The 18,442-nt window shown below is 73.5% G+C and carries 17 protein-coding genes; 7 read left to right on the top strand and 10 right to left on the bottom strand.

Annotated elements, in window-relative coordinates; translation table 11 throughout:
- Window positions 1-5 precede the first annotated feature (5 nt).
- Complete coding sequence (locus AB0O07_RS01790; protein WP_365625238.1) at window positions 6-989, bottom strand: hypothetical protein; 984 nt, start codon at window positions 987-989, stop codon at window positions 6-8.
- Window positions 990-1,219: 230 nt separating this feature from the next.
- Between AB0O07_RS01790 and AB0O07_RS01785 the strand changes: the two genes are divergently transcribed.
- On the top strand, window positions 1,220-1,606 hold the full coding sequence (locus AB0O07_RS01785; protein ID WP_365625235.1) for a VOC family protein: 387 nt from the start codon (window positions 1,220-1,222) through the stop codon (window positions 1,604-1,606).
- A 127-nt stretch (window positions 1,607-1,733) separates the two neighbouring features.
- On the top strand, window positions 1,734-4,235 hold the full coding sequence (locus AB0O07_RS01780; protein WP_365625232.1) for a GTPase-associated protein 1-related protein: 2,502 nt from the start codon (window positions 1,734-1,736) through the stop codon (window positions 4,233-4,235).
- 112 nt (window positions 4,236-4,347) lie between these two features.
- On the opposite strand, the gene msrB is transcribed toward AB0O07_RS01780, so the two are convergent.
- The 4 genes from msrB to AB0O07_RS01760 form a co-directional block, all read right to left on the bottom strand.
- Entirely contained in the window at window positions 4,348-4,755 is a 408-nt protein-coding gene (msrB, locus tag AB0O07_RS01775) for a peptide-methionine (R)-S-oxide reductase MsrB (RefSeq protein WP_365625229.1), read from the bottom strand.
- Between the two features lie 28 nt (window positions 4,756-4,783).
- Window positions 4,784-6,190, bottom strand: coding sequence for a UDP-N-acetylmuramate--L-alanine ligase (gene murC, locus AB0O07_RS01770; protein ID WP_365625226.1), 1,407 nt, complete (start codon window positions 6,188-6,190; stop codon window positions 4,784-4,786).
- Between the two features lie 60 nt (window positions 6,191-6,250).
- On the bottom strand, window positions 6,251-6,700 hold the full coding sequence (locus AB0O07_RS01765) for an indole-3-glycerol phosphate synthase (RefSeq protein ID WP_365625223.1): 450 nt from the start codon (window positions 6,698-6,700) through the stop codon (window positions 6,251-6,253).
- 273 nt (window positions 6,701-6,973) lie between these two features.
- On the bottom strand, window positions 6,974-7,855 hold the full coding sequence (locus AB0O07_RS01760; protein ID WP_365625220.1) for a pyrimidine reductase family protein: 882 nt from the start codon (window positions 7,853-7,855) through the stop codon (window positions 6,974-6,976).
- A gap of 37 nt (window positions 7,856-7,892) precedes the next feature.
- Here AB0O07_RS01760 and zapE point away from each other — a divergent pair, with 37 nt between their 5' ends.
- From zapE to AB0O07_RS01740, 4 genes are all read left to right on the top strand, one after another.
- Window positions 7,893-9,002, top strand: coding sequence for a cell division protein ZapE (gene zapE / locus AB0O07_RS01755; protein WP_365625217.1), 1,110 nt, complete (start codon window positions 7,893-7,895; stop codon window positions 9,000-9,002).
- Window positions 9,003-9,140: 138 nt separating this feature from the next.
- On the top strand, window positions 9,141-9,566 hold the full coding sequence (locus tag AB0O07_RS01750) for an OsmC family protein (RefSeq protein ID WP_365625214.1): 426 nt from the start codon (window positions 9,141-9,143) through the stop codon (window positions 9,564-9,566).
- A 191-nt stretch (window positions 9,567-9,757) separates the two neighbouring features.
- Window positions 9,758-11,125 (top strand): alkaline phosphatase PhoX, encoded by a 1,368-nt coding sequence (locus AB0O07_RS01745; RefSeq protein ID WP_365625211.1) that lies wholly within the window; start codon window positions 9,758-9,760, stop codon window positions 11,123-11,125.
- A gap of 113 nt (window positions 11,126-11,238) precedes the next feature.
- Window positions 11,239-12,096: a polysaccharide deacetylase family protein gene (locus tag AB0O07_RS01740; protein ID WP_365625208.1), complete on the top strand. Its 858-nt coding sequence runs from the start codon at window positions 11,239-11,241 to the stop codon at window positions 12,094-12,096.
- Between the two features lie 24 nt (window positions 12,097-12,120).
- Here AB0O07_RS01740 and AB0O07_RS01735 read toward each other — a convergent pair whose 3' ends face one another.
- The 3 genes from AB0O07_RS01735 to AB0O07_RS01725 are packed head-to-tail and all read right to left on the bottom strand — an operon-like array spanning window position 12,121 to window position 14,550.
- The gene (locus AB0O07_RS01735; RefSeq protein ID WP_365625205.1) at window positions 12,121-12,792 is read right to left on the bottom strand and encodes an ABC transporter; all 672 of its coding nucleotides are present in this window, start codon (window positions 12,790-12,792) and stop codon (window positions 12,121-12,123) included.
- Window positions 12,789-13,850 (bottom strand): ATP-binding cassette domain-containing protein, encoded by a 1,062-nt coding sequence (locus AB0O07_RS01730; protein WP_365625202.1) that lies wholly within the window; start codon window positions 13,848-13,850, stop codon window positions 12,789-12,791. The genes AB0O07_RS01735 and AB0O07_RS01730 overlap by 4 nt, the downstream gene beginning before the upstream one ends.
- Before the next feature lie 22 nt (window positions 13,851-13,872).
- Window positions 13,873-14,550: an AIM24 family protein gene (locus tag AB0O07_RS01725; RefSeq protein ID WP_365625199.1), complete on the bottom strand. Its 678-nt coding sequence runs from the start codon at window positions 14,548-14,550 to the stop codon at window positions 13,873-13,875.
- 162 nt (window positions 14,551-14,712) lie between these two features.
- On the opposite strand from AB0O07_RS01725, the gene AB0O07_RS01720 reads away from it, so the two are divergent.
- Window positions 14,713-15,498, top strand: a complete 786-nt coding sequence (locus AB0O07_RS01720; RefSeq protein ID WP_365625196.1) for a peptidyl-tRNA hydrolase — start codon at window positions 14,713-14,715, stop codon at window positions 15,496-15,498.
- Window positions 15,499-15,517: 19 nt separating this feature from the next.
- Here the strand turns inward: AB0O07_RS01720 and AB0O07_RS01715 are convergent, their stop codons facing one another.
- Window positions 15,518-16,888, bottom strand: coding sequence for an MFS transporter (locus AB0O07_RS01715; RefSeq protein ID WP_365625193.1), 1,371 nt, complete (start codon window positions 16,886-16,888; stop codon window positions 15,518-15,520).
- Entirely contained in the window at window positions 16,885-18,201 is a 1,317-nt protein-coding gene (locus AB0O07_RS01710; protein WP_365625191.1) for an ATP-grasp domain-containing protein, read from the bottom strand. The genes AB0O07_RS01715 and AB0O07_RS01710 overlap by 4 nt, the downstream gene beginning before the upstream one ends.
- Window positions 18,202-18,442: the final 241 nt, after the last annotated feature.

The raw sequence follows: 18,442 nt of genomic DNA, 5'->3' as shown, positions 1-18,442 counted from the left end.
GGGGGTCAGTCGGGGTGGTGTGGTCGGTCCGGGGGCGGAGTGTCCCGGGCGAGGTGGTCCAGGAGGTCCTGGAAGGCGTCGTCGGCCACCAGGCGGAGGCCGTCGCCGTCGTCGTCGGACTCGCTGAGCTGTGTGAGTGTGCCGGCGCGCCACCAGTAGACGTACGGGCTGATCGCGCCCGGGGCGTCCTCGTACCGGGTGGCGGCGAAGTTGGCCAGCGCGTTCAGGGACGGGACCATCGTCAGGTCGCGGATGGTGTGGAAGGCGAGCTGGTGCCGGAAGGGCAGCGCGACCAGCGCGCCGGCCGGGCCGATCGGCTCGCCGGTGACCTTCCGGACCACCGTGTCCAGGGCGAGCACCCTGCTGGCCGTGTAGAAGGAGTCGCCGAGGACCACCTCGAACCGCGTCCCGTGGATGTTCCGGTCGGTGACGGTCTCGCACTCCTCGATGGGCAGCTCCCGCAGATTGCGCAGCGCCCGCTCGCGCAGCGCACGGACCTCGCCCAGCGGTTCCAGCGCCTCGTCGGTGAGCATCATGACGCTCTCCGGGAGGTCGAGCGCGAGCACTTCGTAGAGGCCGGGGGCGACCGAGCGCGCGTAGCCGAACGCCTGGGCGTCGAGCCCGTCCTCGCTGATCACCCGGGGGTAGAGCTGGGCCCGGATCTGCTCGGGCGGCAGCGCTTCGAGCGCGGAGGGGCCGTCGAGGGTGCGGAGCACCATGCCCGCGTGGCGGCGCGCGAGATCGCCCCAGACGCGCGGCCCGCGGTCGTCGTTGTGGCAGACGGCGGCGAGGTCGCCCAGCGGGAAGCGGCGGCCCGAGCTGTCGGTCACCGCGTCCGCGTAGAGCGTGACCTCCAGGCCGTGCTCGGCGAACGCCTCGCGGACCTGGCCGCGGAAGAGCGCCGCCTCGTCCACCGAGAAGAACGAGAACGCGGGGTCCCGGGGCGCGTCACGCCCGTCCCGCCTCGGCCCGCGCCGGAACAGCCCCACACCATCGCCTCCGCCCGTTTCCGTTTCGCTTCCGTTTCCGGATCCCGTGTCGTGATCGATCCCGTGTCGTGATCGTCTGTCTTCCGACTCTAGTCCTCGGGTGCGACAACCCGGTACGGGCGGCTTTCCTGGCCCGGTACGGGCGGCTTTCCGGACCCGTGCGCTGTCCTGGTGCGGCTGGCTCGTCCGCGCGCATTGCCAGGACCCCGTGGTACGTATAACTTCGCCGTATGTCCCATATCGCTCTGGTCACCCTGGTCGTCGACGACTACGACCGCGCCATCGCCCACTACACCCAGGCCCTCGGCTTCGACCTGGCCGAGGACACCGACCGGGACGACGGCTCCCGGTGGGTCGTGGTCCGCCCGCGCGGCGGCGGGGCGACCGGGCTGCTGCTGGCGCGGGCCAAGGACGACGCGCAGCGGGCGAGCATCGGCGCGCAGACCGGCGGCCGGGTCGGCTTCTTCCTGTACACCGACGACTTCGCCGGGGACCACGCCCGGATGACCGCCGCCGGGGTCCGGTTCGTACGGGAGACGCGCCAGGAGCCGTACGGCACCGTCGCCGTCTTCGAGGACCTGTACGGCAACCTGTGGGATCTCCTCCAGCCCGCGTAGCCGACGGGGGTGTGGTGCGCGGAGGGGGGCGCGGGGCGGTACCTTCGTGCTGCGGAAATCCGGCGCGCCTTCCATGAGTTCCTGGTGGGCGCGGGCCGGACCAGCCAGGAACGAAGGGGGCCGGCCCATGGGCCTGGCGCAGTTGCACCACACCTCGGGCCCGCCGGGCCAGGACGGGCCGGGCACCGGCTTCGTCGCCGTCACCCCGGGGATACCCCGGGCGGTGCTGGACGAGGCGGAGCCGCTGATCGGGTACGAGCCGCCCGAGGGTACCCCCGCGCACCCCACGGACGCCGAACTCGCCGCGCTCCCCCAGGCGTTCAGCCACAGCGTGCTCTCCGACGGCAGCCGGCTGCTCGCCCGTACGGTGCCGGTGGGCTCGGGCGGCGGCGGGCACGGCGCCCACACCCACGCGGTGGTGCTGCCCCGTGACGGCGCCCTGCCCGGCGGCGGGCTGCCCATCTCCGCCTGGAACTCGGTCCGTTGGGCCACCTCCGCACCGGCGAGCCCGACCCCGGCCACGCTGGAGTCGCTGCCCCCGCTGGGGCTCTTCGGCCGGGATGTGCTGACCGGGTTCGCCGCCGCGCGCGCCCCGTGGCTCGCGCCGTTCTTCGCCGGGCTGCGGGCGCGAACGGACGGTCCCGGCCCCCGGCTCGCCCTGGTCGAGCGGAGCAGCGCCGATGTCGCCCAGTGGATCGCGCTCGCCTGCGCCGTGCTGCCGCGCGAGCACGCGGAGCCGCTGACGTTCACCACGTACACCCGGCGCCCCCGCGCGGCCCGGCAGACGATCGTCGGCGTACTGCCGGACGGCGCACGGGAGTTGTCCGACTCCGCGACCGGGCCGGCGCCGGACCTCCGGGTGCTCGACTGCACCGGGCGCCCGCCCGCCCCGGCCACCGCAGACCCTTCCGCCGCCCCCGGCGAGGCCCATCTCCCTCTGATCTGGGGCGAGATCGTCGCCCGGATCTGGCTCGGCAGGGCGCCCGAGGTCTTCACGGAGGCGGCGGCGGAGCCGGGCGGGGTGCTCTCCCCCGGCGCGCTGGCGGCCACCGCCCTCCGCGCTCAGGTCGCCCTGGGCCCGGAGGGCCGTACGGCGGCGGCGACTTGGGCGTACGAGCAGCTCCGCACCCTCACCCCGGACCGGCTGCACCATCTGGCCGGAGCCCTCGCCGCCCCGCCCGGGGAACCCCGTACGGCGGCCGAATGCGCGGCCCTGGCACGGCTGTTCACCGCCCTCGGCAGCCGGGCGAGGGCAACGGGCCCGGACGGTACGCGCGCCGCCGCCACCCGGGACAGGCTCGGCGCGCTGGTGCTGACCACGGCCGTACGCATGGAGAGCGCGCCCCACGAGCCGCTCCCCGAGCCGGAGTTGTCCGCCCTGCCGGACGAGGTCAGACACCGGCTCGCGGCCGAACTCTCCCCGGCCCTCCTCGCCGGCATCGCCGACGACCCGCCCGCCGGCTCCTCCCCCACAGCCATCGCCCGCCCGGTGGAGCTGCTCCGGATCGCGGGGATCCTCGGCGTGGAGTGCGCGGAGGTGCTGCCCGGCCTCGCCGCCCGCCTCGCGGACGCCCTCTCCGCCGACCCGGGGACGGCGCACATCCCGTCCGTACGGACCGTGCTGGAGGACCACTTCGAGCTGCGGACCGCCGTGCTCGGCGCCCTCGACGGCCACGCCGCCGCCGATCCCCCCGCCGCCGCCCGTCTGCTGGCGACGGTCGCCCTCCCGCTCGGTGCCGTACAGACCCTTCCCCACCTCCGTATGTGCGCGGGCGCCCCCTGGACCACGGAGCCCGGGGCCGACGGCCTCAGCGCGGTCCACGCCGCGCTCAGGGCCGGCGGGGTCTCCGTCTTCACCGACCCGCTGGTGCTCCGTACGGCCCTCACCCTGGTCTGGAACGGCGCCGCCCCCGCCCCCGGCGAGGCGGCGCGGCTGCTCGGCGAGACGGGCTCGGACGCGCACCGCGCGGCGGGCACCTGGGCCACCCTGGTCCGCGCCGCGCTCGACAGCCCGCCCGGCGACCCGGACGCCCCGGCCCTCGCCCACGACCTGCTGCGCTGCTTCCCCGACAAGCTGGAGCCGAGGGCCAAATCCGCCCTCCTGCTCCTGGACTTCCTCCGCGACCTCGAAACGGCCCGGGCCGCACCCCCCTGGATCGAGCGCGCCCTGACCCTCCGCGCCGACGCCGAACCCATGGAACCGCCCCTGCTGGAACGGACCTTGGAGACCCTGAGCCGCCGGCTCCTCTCCGAGGAGCGGCCGGAGGGCGAGCTGTACGCCCTGATCCACTGCGGCGAGCCCGCCCTGCTCACGGCCTACGCGACGGCGGCCCGGGCCCCCGCCACCACGGACCGGCTCAGCACCTCCCCCGCCTACGTGGCCCACTCCTTCGTCGCCTGGACCTCGCTCCCCGGCGCGAGCCAGGAGTGGGACACCACCCGCACCACCCTCCTCGACAAGGTCCTCCGCCCCACCGTCCGCGCCCTCCCGCCCCAGGACATCGCGGCCGTCGAACACCACCTGGAACAGGTCGGAGCCCACCGGGCCGAGGAATTCCGCACCTGGCACCGCTCCTCCCCCCTCACCCGCCTGACCAGACGCTTCGGCACGCTCGGCCGCCGGCGCTGACGGCGGGCGGCGGGGCCGGGAAGCGGCGGACAGCGGACATACGACGCGCCGGGGACCCCGTGGGTCCCCGGCGCGCGGTGTCCCGGCCCGTCAGCCGGTCAGCGGTGCTCCGTCACCCCTCGTCCGGTGCGAGCCGCAGCGAGATGGAGTTGATGCAGTAGCGCTGGTCCGTGGGGGTCGGGTACCCCTCGCCCTCGAAGACATGGCCCAGGTGGGAGCCGCAGCGGGCGCAGCGGACCTCCGTGCGGAGCATGCCGTGTGAGCGGTCCTCGATGAGTTCGACCGCGTCGGTGTCCTTCGGGTCGTAGAAGGAGGGCCAGCCGCAGTGGGACTCGAACTTCGTGTCGGAGCGGAAGAGTTCGGCTCCGCAGGCGCGGCAGGAGTAGACACCGGCCGTCTTGGTGTCCGTGTACTCGCCGACGAACGCGGGCTCCGTGCCCGCCTCGCGGAGGACCTTGTACTCGGCAGGGGTCAGCTCGGCGCGCCACTGCTCTTCCGGCTTGTCGATGTCGTACGCCATGGTTCGTGCCTTCCGGTCGTCGGGCTGATCAGTCGGCCAGGCGGGCCAGGATCAGCGGGCCGAGGTCGGTGACGTCGCCCGCGCCCATGGTGAGAACGAGATCGCCGGGGCCCGCCATTCCCGCCACCGCCTCGGGGACGGCGGCCTTGTCGTGGAGGGCCTTGACCGTGGCGTCCGCCGCCTGGGCGGCCTGGATGACCAGGGCGCTGGTGACCCCCGGGACCGGCTCCTCGCGGGCCGGGTAGATGTCGAGGACGAGGGAGGCGTCGGCGAGGGCGAGCGCCCGGCCCATCTCGGCGCCGAGTTCCCTCGTACGGGAGAACAGGTGCGGCTGGAAGACGACGAGCAGCCGCTGGCCGGGGCCGACCGCGGCCCGCATGGCCTCCAGGTCGGCGGTCATCTCGGTGGGGTGGTGCGCGTACGAGTCGATGACCTGGACGCCCGCCGCCTCGCCCTTGAGCTGGAGGCGGCGCTTGACCCCGGTGTACGTGCCGAGCGCGGAGGCCAGGTTGTGCGCGGGGAGGCCGAGGGCGACGCCCGCGGCGAGGGCGGCGACCGCGTTGAGCGCGTAGTGACGGCCGGGCACCGAGACGGTGAAGGTGAGCAGCCGGCCGTCGAGCAGGACGGTGACCTCGCTGGTCAGCCCCCGGGCGGCGATCTTGTGGACCCGTACGTCGGCGTCCTCGGCCTCCCCGTAGGTGACGACCTTGACCGTGGCGAGGTCGCGGACCCGCGCGGTCAGCTCCACGGCGCCGGGCTGGTCGGCGGAGATCACCAGGGTGCCGCCCGGGACGATCTTGCCGGCGAAGGTCTCGAAGGACTCGTAGATCTCGTCCATCGAGGCGTAGTTGGCGTGGTGGTCCAGCTCGACGTTGAGGACGATGGCGACCTCGGGGTCGTACTTCTGGAAGCTGCGGTCGCTTTCGTCGGCCTCGGCGACGAAGATCTCCCCGCCGCCGTGGCGGGCGTTGGTGCCGGGGCCCGCCAGGTCGCCGCCGATCGCGTACGACGGGTCGAGGCCCAGCTCGGTGAGGGCGACGGCGAGCATGGAGGTGGTGGTCGTCTTGCCGTGGGTGCCGGCGACCGCGATGGCGCGCAGTCCGCCGCCCATCAGCGCGGCGAGCGCGTCGGAGCGGTGCACCACGGGCACCGACAGTTCGGCGGCGCGCACCAGCTCCGGGTTGTCGGGGCGGATGGCGCTGGAGACGACCACGCACGAGGCGTCGTCCGCGAGGTGGTCCGCGGCGTGGCCGATGTGCACGGTGGCCCCCAGCGCCCGGAGCGCCTCGGCGGTCCCCGACTCCTTCGCGTCGCTGCCCGCGACCTTCGCGCCGCGCTGGGCGAGGATCTTCGCGATGCCCGACATCCCGGCCCCGCCGATACCGATGAAGTGCGGCCGTTCCATGGTGTCGGGGATTCCGGTAGCGGGTGCCATGCGTGTTTCTCCAGGTGCTCGGGGTGAGGGGACGGCTCGGGGGGGTGGTGCCGGGTCAGCCTATTCTCTGTGGGCGAAGAGTTTGAGCACCGGGACGCCGACCTTGTGGCGGGCCCGGGAAGCCCAGTCGCGGTGGAAGAACTCCTCGACGTAGTGCGGCTCCGTCAGCACGATCACCTCGTCGGCCGACGCCTCCTCCACCACGGTTTTGAGCAGGTCCAGCGGGTGGTCCTCGATCACCTGCCCGACCGCCTGGGAGCCGGCCTCGCGGAGGGCTCTCAGAGAGTGTTCGAGCGCCAGTTCGGCGGGTTCCCCGGCGGCGTCCTCCGTCCGGCCGCTCTCCCGGGCGGCGTCCCTCAGCTCGCCGAGAGCCACGTCGTCGATGGCGCGCAGCAGGACGTCCGCCTGGTCGCCGCGGGGTTGCATGAGCACCACGAACGAGACCGCCTCGTCGCCGTGGAGGGTGGTCACGAACTCCACGTCCTCCGGGGTCAGGGGCTTCTCGATCATCAATACGCTTGTGAACACGGCAGGTGCCCTTCTGTTCCACTGAACCGCCCTGAGCCGCTCTGAGCGCCCCGGGGCAGAGCTGATGCTGTTCTGCCGGGCCTCCGCGGCCCGCCGCGACCCCGCTGCGGAAACCATCCTTCCCCGTGCCCGCGCGGGTTCCCGTGTAGCTAAGTCTGCCCGCCAGAAGCTAACCGGAACGGAGAATTCCGCTGATTGCCGAAGCCTGTTTCGCCGGGGCCAGCGCGGCCGGGCGTCCGGGCGTGCCGGAGGGCGTCAGGGGCGGCGGTACCGGGTGAAGAGGAAGCCGTCCTGCTCCAGCAGGGAGGCCAGGGCGAACCGCTCGGGGACGGCGAGCGCGGGGCCGCTCGCGATGCGCGGCGCGTCTCCGGCGGTGAGCGCCGGGGAGAGCGTCAGGCAGAGTTCGTCCAGGGCGCCCGCCGCCACGAACTGGCCGAGCAGCCGTGGCCCGCCCTCGGTGAGCAGCCGGGTCAGTCCGCGCTCCGCCAGCGCCCGTACGGCACGGACCGGGTCCACCCCGCTCCCCTCGCCCGCCACGACCACCACGGCGCCCGCCCGCTCGGCGGCGGCGACCCGGTCGGGCGGCGCGGCGGAGCCGGTGAGGATCAGGGTGGGGACGGCGGGCGCGGTGAAGAGGGGCGCCGCGAGATCCAGGTCGAGGCCGGCGGTGACGACGGCGATCACCGGAGCGACGGGCTGGCCCGCCGCCGCGCGCCGCCCGGCGAACGCCGCCCGGACCCGGGCCGGCCGGTACCCCTCCCGGCGAACCGTTTCCGCGCCCACCACCACCGCGTCGGCGAGGCCGCGCAGCACCCCGAAGATCCGCATGTCGGCATCGGAGGAGAGGGCGTGCGAGAGGCCGTCGTGGTGGGCGGCGCCGTCGAGGGTGGTGACCATGTTCGCCCGGAGCCAGGCGCCGGTCTCCCGGTCGCCCGCCGGAGCCGGAGCCGTGGCCGAGGACGTGGCCGGGACCGGGGCCGAGGACGTGGCCGGGTACGCGTACGCCTCCGCCAGTTCGTCCAGCGTCCATTCGCGGTCGGTGCCGAGGTCAGCGGGGGTGCCGGGGGAGGTGGCCGACGGTGTGCCGGGCGGTGTGCCGGGGCGTGTCTGATCGGTCACAGGGAACAGGCGTCGCATGTCCAGCAGTCTGGCACGGAGCATAGAGTGGGGGGTTGTGTCGCCCTCCACCACCGCCTCAGGTCACGCCCCGACAGCCGAGTCGGCCCCCCTCGCCCTCTGCGCCCGCGCGCCGCACGTCCCCGCCGACCGGCTGGTCGCCGAGATGGTGCCGCCGCCGCGCTTCGACTCCGTACGGTTCGACACGTACGTACCGGACCCGAACCAGCCGAGCCAGTCCGAGGCCGTCACCGTGCTGGCGGGGTTCGCCGCCGGGCTCGGCGGCGGCGCGCACCCGGCCGGGGGCGCGGGGAGCGGCGGCGGGATACGCCGCTGGTTCGCGAAGAAGCCCGCTGCACCGGCCGGACCGCGCGGGGTCTATCTGGACGGGGGCTACGGCGTCGGCAAGACGCATCTGCTCGCCTCGCTCTGGCACGCGACCCCGGCCCCGGCCGAGCTGAAAGCTTTCGGCACCTTCGTGGAGCTGACGAACCTCGTCGGCGCGCTCGGCTTCCAGCAGACCGTGGCCACCCTCGGTGACCACCGGCTCCTCTGCATCGACGAATTCGAACTGGACGATCCGGGCGACACCGTCCTCGTCTCCAGCCTTCTCTCCCGTCTCGTCGAGCGGGGCGTGGCGCTCGCCGCCACCTCGAACACACTGCCGGGCAAGCTCGGCGAGGGCCGGTTCGCCGCCGCCGACTTCCTCCGCGAGATCCAGGGACTCTCCGCGCGTTTCCGGCCACTCCGTATCGACGGCGAGGACTACCGCCACCGGGGGCTGCCGGAGGCGCCGGCGCCGTACTCGGACGAGACGGTGACCCGCGCCGCCTACGCCACCGAGGGCGCCAGCCTGGACAGCTTCCCCGCGCTGCTCGACCATCTCGCCTCGGTCCACCCCAGCCGGTACGGGGCGCTCACCGAGGGCGTACGGGCGGTCTGTCTCACGGATGTCGTCCCGGTGCCCGACCAGTCGACGGCGCTGCGGCTGGTGGTCCTCGCCGACCGGCTCTACGACCGGGAGGTGCCGGTGCTGGCCTCGGGGGTGCCGTTCGACCGGCTGTTCAGCGAAGAGATGCTGAACGGCGGTTACCGCAAGAAGTATTTCCGGGCGATCTCGCGTCTCACCGCGCTGGCGCGGGACGCGAAGGGACTGGCCACCCAGTAGGTTTCGGTACGCCGGGTGTTCCGGGGGCCGGGGGTCCGAGGAGTTCCGAGGAGCTGCGAGAAGTTCCGGGGAATTTCCGCGGTGTCCCGGGGCCCCGGGCGCGTCCGGCACCGTTGACCACCGTTGGAAGGAACCATCATGGCCACTGTCCGTACCGCTCACACGGTCTGGGAAGGCGAGCTGCTCAAGGGGTCGGGCACCGTCACCTTCGACTCCTCCGGCATCGGTGAGCAGGCCGTCTCCTGGCCCTCGCGCGCCGAGGCGGCCAACGGGAAGACCAGCCCGGAGGAGCTGATCGCTGCGGCGCATTCGAGCTGCTTCTCGATGGCGCTGTCGCACGGTCTGACCGGCGCGGGCACCCCGCCCGCCAAGCTGACCACCAAGGCCGATGTCACCTTCCAGCCGGGCGAGGGCATCACCGGGATCCACCTCACGGTGGAGGGCGAGGTCCCGGGCGTGGACGCCGAGGCGTTCCAGGCCGCCGCCGAGGGCGCCAAGGCCAACTGCCCGGTCAGCCAGGCGCTGACGGGGACGACCATCACGCTGAGCGCCACGCTCGTCTGACACGACGCGGTTCCTGAGCCGACACCCCGCCGGTCCGTGCCGAAAACCGCAGGCCGGCGGGGTGGTACGGGCGGCGGGTGCGGCCCCGTGGCACGGGCGGCTCGCCGGGCAGGGCGTAGTTCCCGCGCCCCCAGGACACGTGGTAGACACATGCGGGTCACTTTTCCTGTCCGCCAGCAGGGAGTTGCCTCATGTCAGCGACACGACGTCAGATCCTCGCCCGCGGTGGTGCAGCCACCGCGGGCATCGTCTTCGCCGGGGCCGTGCCGGAGCTGTTCGCCGGTACCGCCACCGCGCGCACCATGGGCCGCACCGGGTACGGCCCCCTGGTCACCGACCCCGACGGGCTGCTCGACCTGCCCAAGGGGTTCCGCTACAAGGTCCTCTCCCGGGAGGGCGACCCGCTCCGCTCCGGCGAGGGCCGCGTCCCCAGCAACCATGACGGCATGGCCGCCTTCGCGGGCCGTCACGGCCGGGTCCATCTCGTACGCAACCACGAGAACCGGGTCGGCGCGGAAGTCCCCGTTCCGGTGATCGACGGCATCACGTACGACCCGATGGGCAAGGGCGGCTGTACGGCGCTCGAACTCGACGGGCGCGACAACGTCCTGGGCGAGCGCGTCGCCATCGCCGGTACCGCCGTCAACTGCGCGGGCGGCCCCACCCCTTGGGGGACCTGGCTGACCTGCGAGGAGACCGAGGACAGAGCGGGCACCAACGGGTACACCAAGGACCACGGCTTCATCTTCGAGGTGGACGGGGCCGACCCGCGCCGCAGCGGGGCCGTGCCGCTCACCGCCATGGGCCGCTTCCAGCACGAGGCCATCGCGATCGACCCGGCCACCGGCATCGTCTACGAGACGGAGGACGCGTTCGAGAAGCCGTTCGGCCTCTTCTACCGCTTCCTGCCGGAGAAACCGGCCGGCGGGCTCGGCTCGCTCCGGGCGGGCGGCGCGCTGGAGGCGATGCGGGTGCCGGGGGTGCCGGATCTCTCGTCGGTCAGGGAGATCGGCGCCGTCTTCGACCGGATCGAGTGGGTCCCCGTACCGGATCCGCTGGCGCGCGAGACCCCGATCCGCTTCCAGGACTTCGGGCCCCGGGGCATCACCCACGCGCAGAAGCTGGAGGGGTGCTACTGGGGTGACGGGGTGGTCTACTTCGTGTCGAGCTTCGCGCACAGCGCGGAGGGGTCGGCGGGCGACCACTACGGCCAGGTCTGGAAGTACGAGCCGCGCAGGCGGCGGCTGACCCTGGTGATCGTCTTCGGCCCGGACACGGACATCCAGCTCCCCGGCGAGTCGCCCGACAACATCTGTCTGGCGCCCAGCGGCGGGCTGATGGTCTGCGAGGACGGCGGGGGCGCGCAGTACGTGTTCGGGCTGACCAGGAAGGGCGAGGTCTACCCGATGGCGAGGAACGCGAACGCGGTCGACCCGGATGCGGCGGAGCCCGAGTGGGGCGAGTTCGCGGGGGTGACCTTCTCGCCGGACGCCGCGACGATGTACGTCAACTGCTACAAACCGGGGACGACGTTCGCGGTGCGGGGCCCCTGGCACTGACGCCTCTTCCCGCCAGTACGGAACCGGCGCGTCCGGTGGCCACGGGTGTGGTCACCGGACGCGCCGTCCTGTAGTGCGCCGGTTATAGATAAATCATCCTATATTTTTCCCATGTGAACACTTATGCGCGTACGCTCACCGCCCTGGGCGCCCTCGCCGCCCTCGGGGCGCTCTCCGCCTCCCTCACCGGCTGCGCGGACACCGAACGCACCGGCCCCGGCTCCTCCCCCGGCGCCCCCGCGGCGCCCCGCTCCGCCGCCGCCCCCGAGGGCCCGCCCACCCTGGCGCCGGGGCCCGACGGGCTCACCCCGGTCTTCGAGCACGGGGACCCCGCCAAGGGGAAGCGGGTGGCGCTCACCTTCGACGCCGACATGACGGCCGACCAGGGGCCGCGCGCCGCGCGGGGGGAGCGTTTCGACAACCCCTCGCTGATCGCGCTGCTGCGCCGGCTCGACGTGCCGGCCACCGTGTTCATGACGGGCCGCTGGGCCGAGGAGTACCCGACCCAGGCCAAGGCGATCGGCACGGACCCGCTCTTCGAGATCGCCAACCACTCGTACAGCCACTACGCCTTCACCGGCGACTGCTACGGGCTGCCGGTCCTCGGCAAGGAGCGGATGGCCGACGACGTACGGCGCGCCTTCGCCGCGTTCCGTACCGCGGGGGCGCGCAATGTCGTCCCGTACTTCCGCTTCCCCGGCGGCTGTTACGACAAGGCGACGCTCCGCGCGCTCGCCCCGGAGAAGGTGACCGCCGTCCAGTGGGACGTGGTCAGCGGGGACGCCTTCGCCACCGACCCGGACGCCGTCGCCGACGAGGTGCTGAAGGGGGTGAAGCCCGGCTCGCTGGTGGTGATGCACTGCACGCGGAGCGCCGCACCGGTGACGGAGGACGCGGTCCGGCGCATCGTGCCCGAGCTGCGCGAGCGCGGCTACCGCTTCGTCCGGGTCTCGGAGCTGATGGCGAAGTGACCGGAGCGGCGGCCCGTACGGCGCTCAGTCGTCCCGTACGGCGCTGAGCAGGATCGCCACCGCGGCCGCCGCGCCGGCCAGGGCGGCGGCGGCCAGCAGCGCCGTCGCCGGGGTGGGGGCCTTTCCGGTCAGTGAGCCGGTCACCAGACCGGTGACCGCGTTCCGCGCCGGGGAGCCGCTGGTCACCAGCGCCAGCAGGGAGACCGCCGCCGTCGCCACCACCGACCAGCCCCGGGTGCGCAGCAGCGGCCGGTTGCAGAGCGCGCCGACGGCGGCGCCGACCAGCAGACAGACCAGCGCGGCGAGCAGCCCGGCCGCCCCCGCCGCCCCCAGGTCCACGCCCACCGTGAAGTCCGCGTTCTTGGGTTCACTGATCAGGAGGACGATCCCGGTACCCGCCACGCCGATCACGCCCGCGCAGACCACGGCGGCCAGCAGCGCGGAGAGATGCGCGCGGCGGGGCCCGGTCACCGCGCCGACGACGGCACGGGAGGCGGCGGGTTCCTGGGTGACACAGATCCGTACCAGCCAGGCGGTGACCGGCAGCAGCACGGCCGACGCGTACCCGAGCGAGTCGAGGACCGGCTGGCCCGCCTGGACCCCGACGACCAGGAAGATCCCGTAGAGCAGGACCGGCGGGAGCCAGTGCTGCGAGCGGAGCAGCAGGGCGATCTGATAGCTGAGCAGTGCGGTCATGAGGAGAGGCGCTCCGTCTCCGTGGCGGCGGAATCGGGCAGGTCGGCGTCGGGCAGGTCGGCGTCGGACGGGGCGGAATCGAACGCGGCGGAATCGGACGGCGCGGCGTCGGACCGGGCGGCGTCGGGCGCGTCGGTACGGGCGGAAGCCGGCCGGCCGGTGTCCGAGGAAGGGGCGGCGGGGGTCTCGGCGACCTCCCTGATGTGCCAGGGCGGGGCGGCCGTGAGGAGCGCCCGCAGCAGCGCGTCGGAGTCGGCGGCGGACGCCGTCAGCAGGACGGCGCCGTCCTCGCCCCGTACCTCGTACGCAGGTGCCCCGGGCAGCTCCGCCACCGCGGCCTCCGTGGGCGCCTCGCCCGGCGGCGCCTGGGCGAGGATCCGTATCCGCGCCGCCGACCGCCCGCCGGGGCCCGCACCGTCGGCGGGGTCGTCGGCGGGGAGCGGGCGTTCCTCACGCGGCTCCAGGGCGCCGCCGGTCACCGCGTACAGCGCGTCGGAGGCCCCGGCGAGCCGGCGCGGGTCGTGGTCGACGAAGACGACCGTGCCGCCCGCGGCGACGCGTTCGGTGACCGCCCGGTCCAGTTCCGCACGGGCCGCCATGTCGAGCCCGGTCCACGCCTCGTCCAGGATCAGCAGTTCGGGCCCGGCGAGCAGGCCCTGCGCGACGGCCACCTTCTGGCTGGTGCCCTTGGAGAGTTCGGCCATGGGCGTACGGGCGTGCTCGGCCGCCCCGAAGCGCTCCAGCCACTCGACCGCGCAGGCCGCCGCGACCCCGCGCCGCAGCCCGTGGATCCGGCCGAGGTGCATCAGATAACCGGCGGCCGTGAAGGGCAGCGCGACCGGGAAGCGCTCGGGGACGTACGCCGTACGGGGCCGGCCGGTGACCCGGCCCTCGGTCGGCGCGTCGATGCCCGCGACCAGCCGCAGCAGGGTCGATTTTCCGCTGCCGTTCACGCCCTCGACCCGGACCAGGGCGCCGGCCGGGATGTCGAGGTCGACCCCGCGCAGCACCCAGGGTCCCTTGAGGCCGTAACGGCGGCCCACACCTTGGAGGTTCATCGGGGCATGATCTCAGCTCGGGTCAGTGCGCGGTGGGCTTCTGGGCAGTCGCCTCGCTCGGCCGTACGATCACGAAGCCCTCGCCCTGGAGCATCAGTTGCACCGCCTCGCCGGAGCCGCCGCGCAGCATCGAGCCCACGGACTGGGAGCGGTGCAGGGAGGTGCCGAGCTGGGCGCTCCACCCGACGACCGCGTCCGTGTCGACATAGACGGGGGACTGCGGGGTGACCGGAATCACTATCGGGTCGCCCTCACAGATGACGCCGAGCTTGCCGTAACCGCTGAAGACGCTGTTGAAGAGACCGCCCCCGGTCATCCCCGCGCCCTTCACCGTCTTGATCTCGTAGCTGAGGGTGGGGTCGAAGCAGAGGACGTTGCGGCCGTTGATGGTGAGCGCGTCGCCCTGGTCGATGTCGACGATGAAGCAGTGGGCGGCCTCCTGCGCGAACCACGCCTCGCCCTGGCCCTTCACCGTCATCAGCGGCAGCCCCTCGCCGGTGACGGCGCGCTTGAGCAGTCCGCCGAGGCCCTGGCCCTTCCGCTCGAACTGGAGCGAGCCGCGAAAGGCGACCATCGAACCCTGTCGCGCGTACATCTCGCCGTTGACCGCGTACTTGATGGATTTGGCGTTCTGGAGCGTCATCCCGGGCTCGGTGGCCGGCTGCGCCATGTGCTGCGTGGAGAAAAGGTCGCTCTTCATGGAGCGCATCGTCGCCCGGAAGGCAGCGTTCCGCCAAGGAGGAAGGGGCGGGGAGGCGGTGAACAGGAGGGGGCGGGCGGCGACGCGCGGGGGAACCGGGAGCGGGCGGGGAGCCCCCGGGCGGCGGCGGAGGGCGGTGGGCACGGCTGGCAGACTGGGGCCATGAGCAGCGAGAACGGCGAGCACGGCGAGAACACTGCGGCCGGTCACGGCAGTACCCCGCGGTATGTGCTGCCGCTGGTGGTCCGGATCGAGAAGGACGCGCCGCCATCCCGTACCGACGCGCTGGAGACGGCGGCCCGCGCGGTGCTCACCCTGCTCTCCGACCCGCGTGCGGGCGGCACCGGCGACGCGGAGGGCGAGTGGGCCCGGGCGGTGCGGGAGTGGGACGACTCCCAGATCCGGAAGGTGGTGCGCCGGGCGCGCGGCGCGGAGTGGCGGCGGGCCGGCACGCTCCCGGGGATCACGGTACGGGGCGGAGGCGCGCCCGGGGGCGGGGGCGCGGGCGCGCCGGACACCGCCGGTGGAGGGCCGTCCGGTGCCGCGGAGGTACGGGTCTTCCCGCCCGTGCCGCTCGACGGCTGGCCGAAGGAGCTGCGGAAGCTCCAGGTCTCCGGTACCGAACTGGACGACCCGGTGGAGCCGCCCCCGGCCGACCCCGCGCACCCGGTGCTGTGGCTGAGCCCGCACCTCGCCCTCTCGGCGGGCAAGGCGATGGCCCAGGTCGGCCACGGCGCCCAGCTCGCCTGGTGGGAGCTGCCGGAGCGGGCCCGCGCCGCCTGGCGCGCCGCGGGGTTCCCGCTCTCCGTACGGACCGCCGAACCGGCGCACTGGCGGCGCCTCCTCGCCGCCGGGGTGCCGGTGGTGCGCGACGCCGGGTACACGGAGATCGCCCCCTCGGACACCGTGGCGGTGGAGGGGTACGAGCGGGTCCGCTCCCTGGTCTGACCAGGCAGGCCGGCTCCGGCTAGGCGGGCTCCTGGTCCAGCCGGTCCGGCCGCTCCTCCGGGGGTGCGAGGGCGCGCCGGGGCGGCAGGCAGAGCTGGGCGGAGAGCAGCCCCGCCGCGCCGACCACGATCCAGAGGGCCCACGGGTGGTACGCGTAGACCGCGCCGCCGATGAGGGGGCCGACGCCGGTGCCCAGGGTGAAGGCGGCGCCGTACAGGCCCTGGTAGCGGCCGACCATGTGGTCCGGGGAGAGCCCGCCCAGATAGGCGTTGGCGACCGACGAGTACATCATCTCGCCGAGCGTCCAGAGCACGACGGTGGCGCCGAGCCAGAGCATGTCGGTGGCGAAGCCGGTGAGCGCGAGGCCGAGCCCGGTCAGCAGGTTGCCGACGGCGAGGACATGGGTGGCCTTGCGCTTCACCACCACTCCGGCGACGGGGAGTTCGCAGACGAGGACCAGCACCCCGTTGAGGCCGATGAGGGTCCCGAAGTCGGCGGCGGTCAGCCCGACGGCGGTGACATGGAGCGGCAGCCCGACGGTGGACTGGATGTAGACGAACTCGGCGATCACCGTCATGACGAGGAACCGGCGCAGCCTGCGGTCGGCGAGCGCCTTGCGGTAACTCCCCTTGTCAGCGGGCTCCTCGGTCTCGCGGGACTCCAAGGGCTCCTTGGTTTCTCCGGTCTCCGCCGTCTCCGTGTTCCCCGTGGTCCCCGTCGTCTCCGTGGTCTCCGTGGTCCCCGTCGTCTCCGTGGTCTCCGTGGTCTTCCGCGCGCCCCGGGGCAGGTCCCGGAGCAGCGCGACCGCGATGACGGCGAAGAGCAGGCAGGCGAGGGCGTTGCCGAGGAAGAGTTCGGTGTACGAGTGGGTCGCCAGCCGCCCGCCGGCGAGGCCGCCGACGGCGGCGCCGATGTTCATGGCGAACCGGAAGACCGCGAAGGCCGCCACCCGCTGCTGGTTGGTGGTCACGGAGTCCATCAGCAGCGCGGCCGCGGCAGGGCGGTAGAGCTGGGACGCCGTGCCGACCAGGCCGACCACGGCCATGATCGACGGAAGGCCGTCCAGGGCGGGGACCGTCGCCGTCAGGGCCGCGCTGAGGGTCCCGGAGAGCACGATGGTCCACCGCCGGCCGAGCCGGTCGGCGAGCGAGCCACCGATGGCGTTGCCGAGGACGTTGCCGAGCCCGGCGGCGCCGAGCACCAGACCCGCGGTGCCCGGCGAGTGGCCCCGGCCGATCAGGTAGAGGACGATGAAGACCGGCAGGAAGTTGCCGCACCGGTTGACGAGGATGCCGAAGCTGACGATCCAGACCCGGGCGGGCAACTCCCGTACGGTGTCCCGGAAGCGGGGCTCGCCGCCGTCCCGCCGCTCGGTGGCCTCCGTACTCACGCGACCGGCTCCGCGCCGTCCGGCCCGGTTCCCGTCGGCTCCGTATGGATCGGCTCCACATGGATCGGCTCCGTATGGATGCGTACGGCCGCGCGGAGCCGTTCGGCGTGGGCGATCGCCTCCTCGGCGGTGGCGCCCCGGGCGATGACATGGCCGACCCGGTCGTCGCTCCAGGTGAGCGGCGGGACCAGGTCCCCTGGTTCGACGGAGACGACCAGGTCGACCAGGGCGGGGTCGGCGGCGATCGCGTCGGCTCCGGTCACCTCGGTCACCCGGCCCGGCGGCGGGGTGAGGAAGCGGATCGCGGCGCCCGCCACCGGCTCGGGCGGTGCCCGGAGCGGTTCGACCAGACCGAAGCGGGCGCCCAGCGCGTACCGCTCCATGTCGACGCCGTACGCGATCTCGGTCAGCTCGCCGATCCGGTCGCCGCCGACGCGGTTGTGCGACTCGACGACCACCGGGCCGCGCGGCGTCAGCTTGACCTCGGTGTGCCCGGGGCCGTGCCGGAGGCCGACCGCGTCCAGGAACTCCACCACGAGGGCGCGGGCGGCGGCGAGGACGGGGGCGGGGTGGCGGCTCGGCTGGGAGTGGCCGGTCTCGACGAACGCCTCGTCGGTGCTGGTCTTGTCGGTCACGGCGACGACCACATGGCGGCCGTCGAAGCTGAGCGTCTCGACGCTGATCTCGGGGCCTTCCAGGTACTCCTCCATCAGGAACCGGTCGAGGCCGCCCGCCAGGTCCTTCGGGTCGAGCTGCTCGCGGAGGGCGTGGAAACGGGCGACGACGGAGGGGAGTTCGGCGGCCTCGCGCGCCAGGAAGACCCCGATGCTGCCGGCCTCGTCCACCGGTTTCACCACGACCGGGTAGCCGTGCGCCTCGGCGAACTTCCGTACCTCCTCCTCGGTTCTGCCGACCTCGGCGGCGACCGGGCTGATGCCGAGCGCGGCCAGGCGGGCGCGCATTCTCGACTTGTCCATGAGGAGTTCCACCGTCTCCAGAGAGTTGCCGCCGAGCCCCAGCTCGTGGTCGATCCTGGCGGCCGGCAGCAGCCCGAGCTCCCAGAGCGAGATGACCGCCTGGAACGGGTACGCGCGGTGGAGCGCGCGGATCAGCGGGAGCGTCCGGCCGGTGTCGGCGTAATCGACGAGGAGCGCCTGGTCGACATGGGGCCAGTGGGCGCGGTCGTACGCGTCGGGGTGCTGGATGTACACGACGCGCAGCCCGAGTTCGCGGGCCTTTCTGACGATCTTCTGCTTTCCTCCGACCACGGCGATCGTCGGCGGCGCCGCGGCGCCCAGCGGATCAGATGACAAGACCGTTCCTCTCTCGAATTCGCGGTGACGGCACGGCCTTCGAAGGTACTCCGGTTTCCCGCTCCCGGTCTCCGGATTCCCGCATTCAGCTTCCGGATTCCGACCCTCCCCTTCCGGATTCCCGATCCCGGCCTGTTCGATTTCCCTGCGCGTACCTCGCACGCCCCTCGCACGCGGCGGAATATACAATTCAACCACATTCCAGGACCACTTCAGGGAAGCGCGCATTCCTGTAGAGCCA

Source organism: Streptomyces sp. NPDC093085 (assembly GCF_040683935.1).
GTDB lineage: Bacteria > Actinomycetota > Actinomycetes > Streptomycetales > Streptomycetaceae > Streptomyces.
Note: the sequence above shows the minus strand (reverse complement) of the source record. Positions and strands in the feature narration are given on the sequence as shown.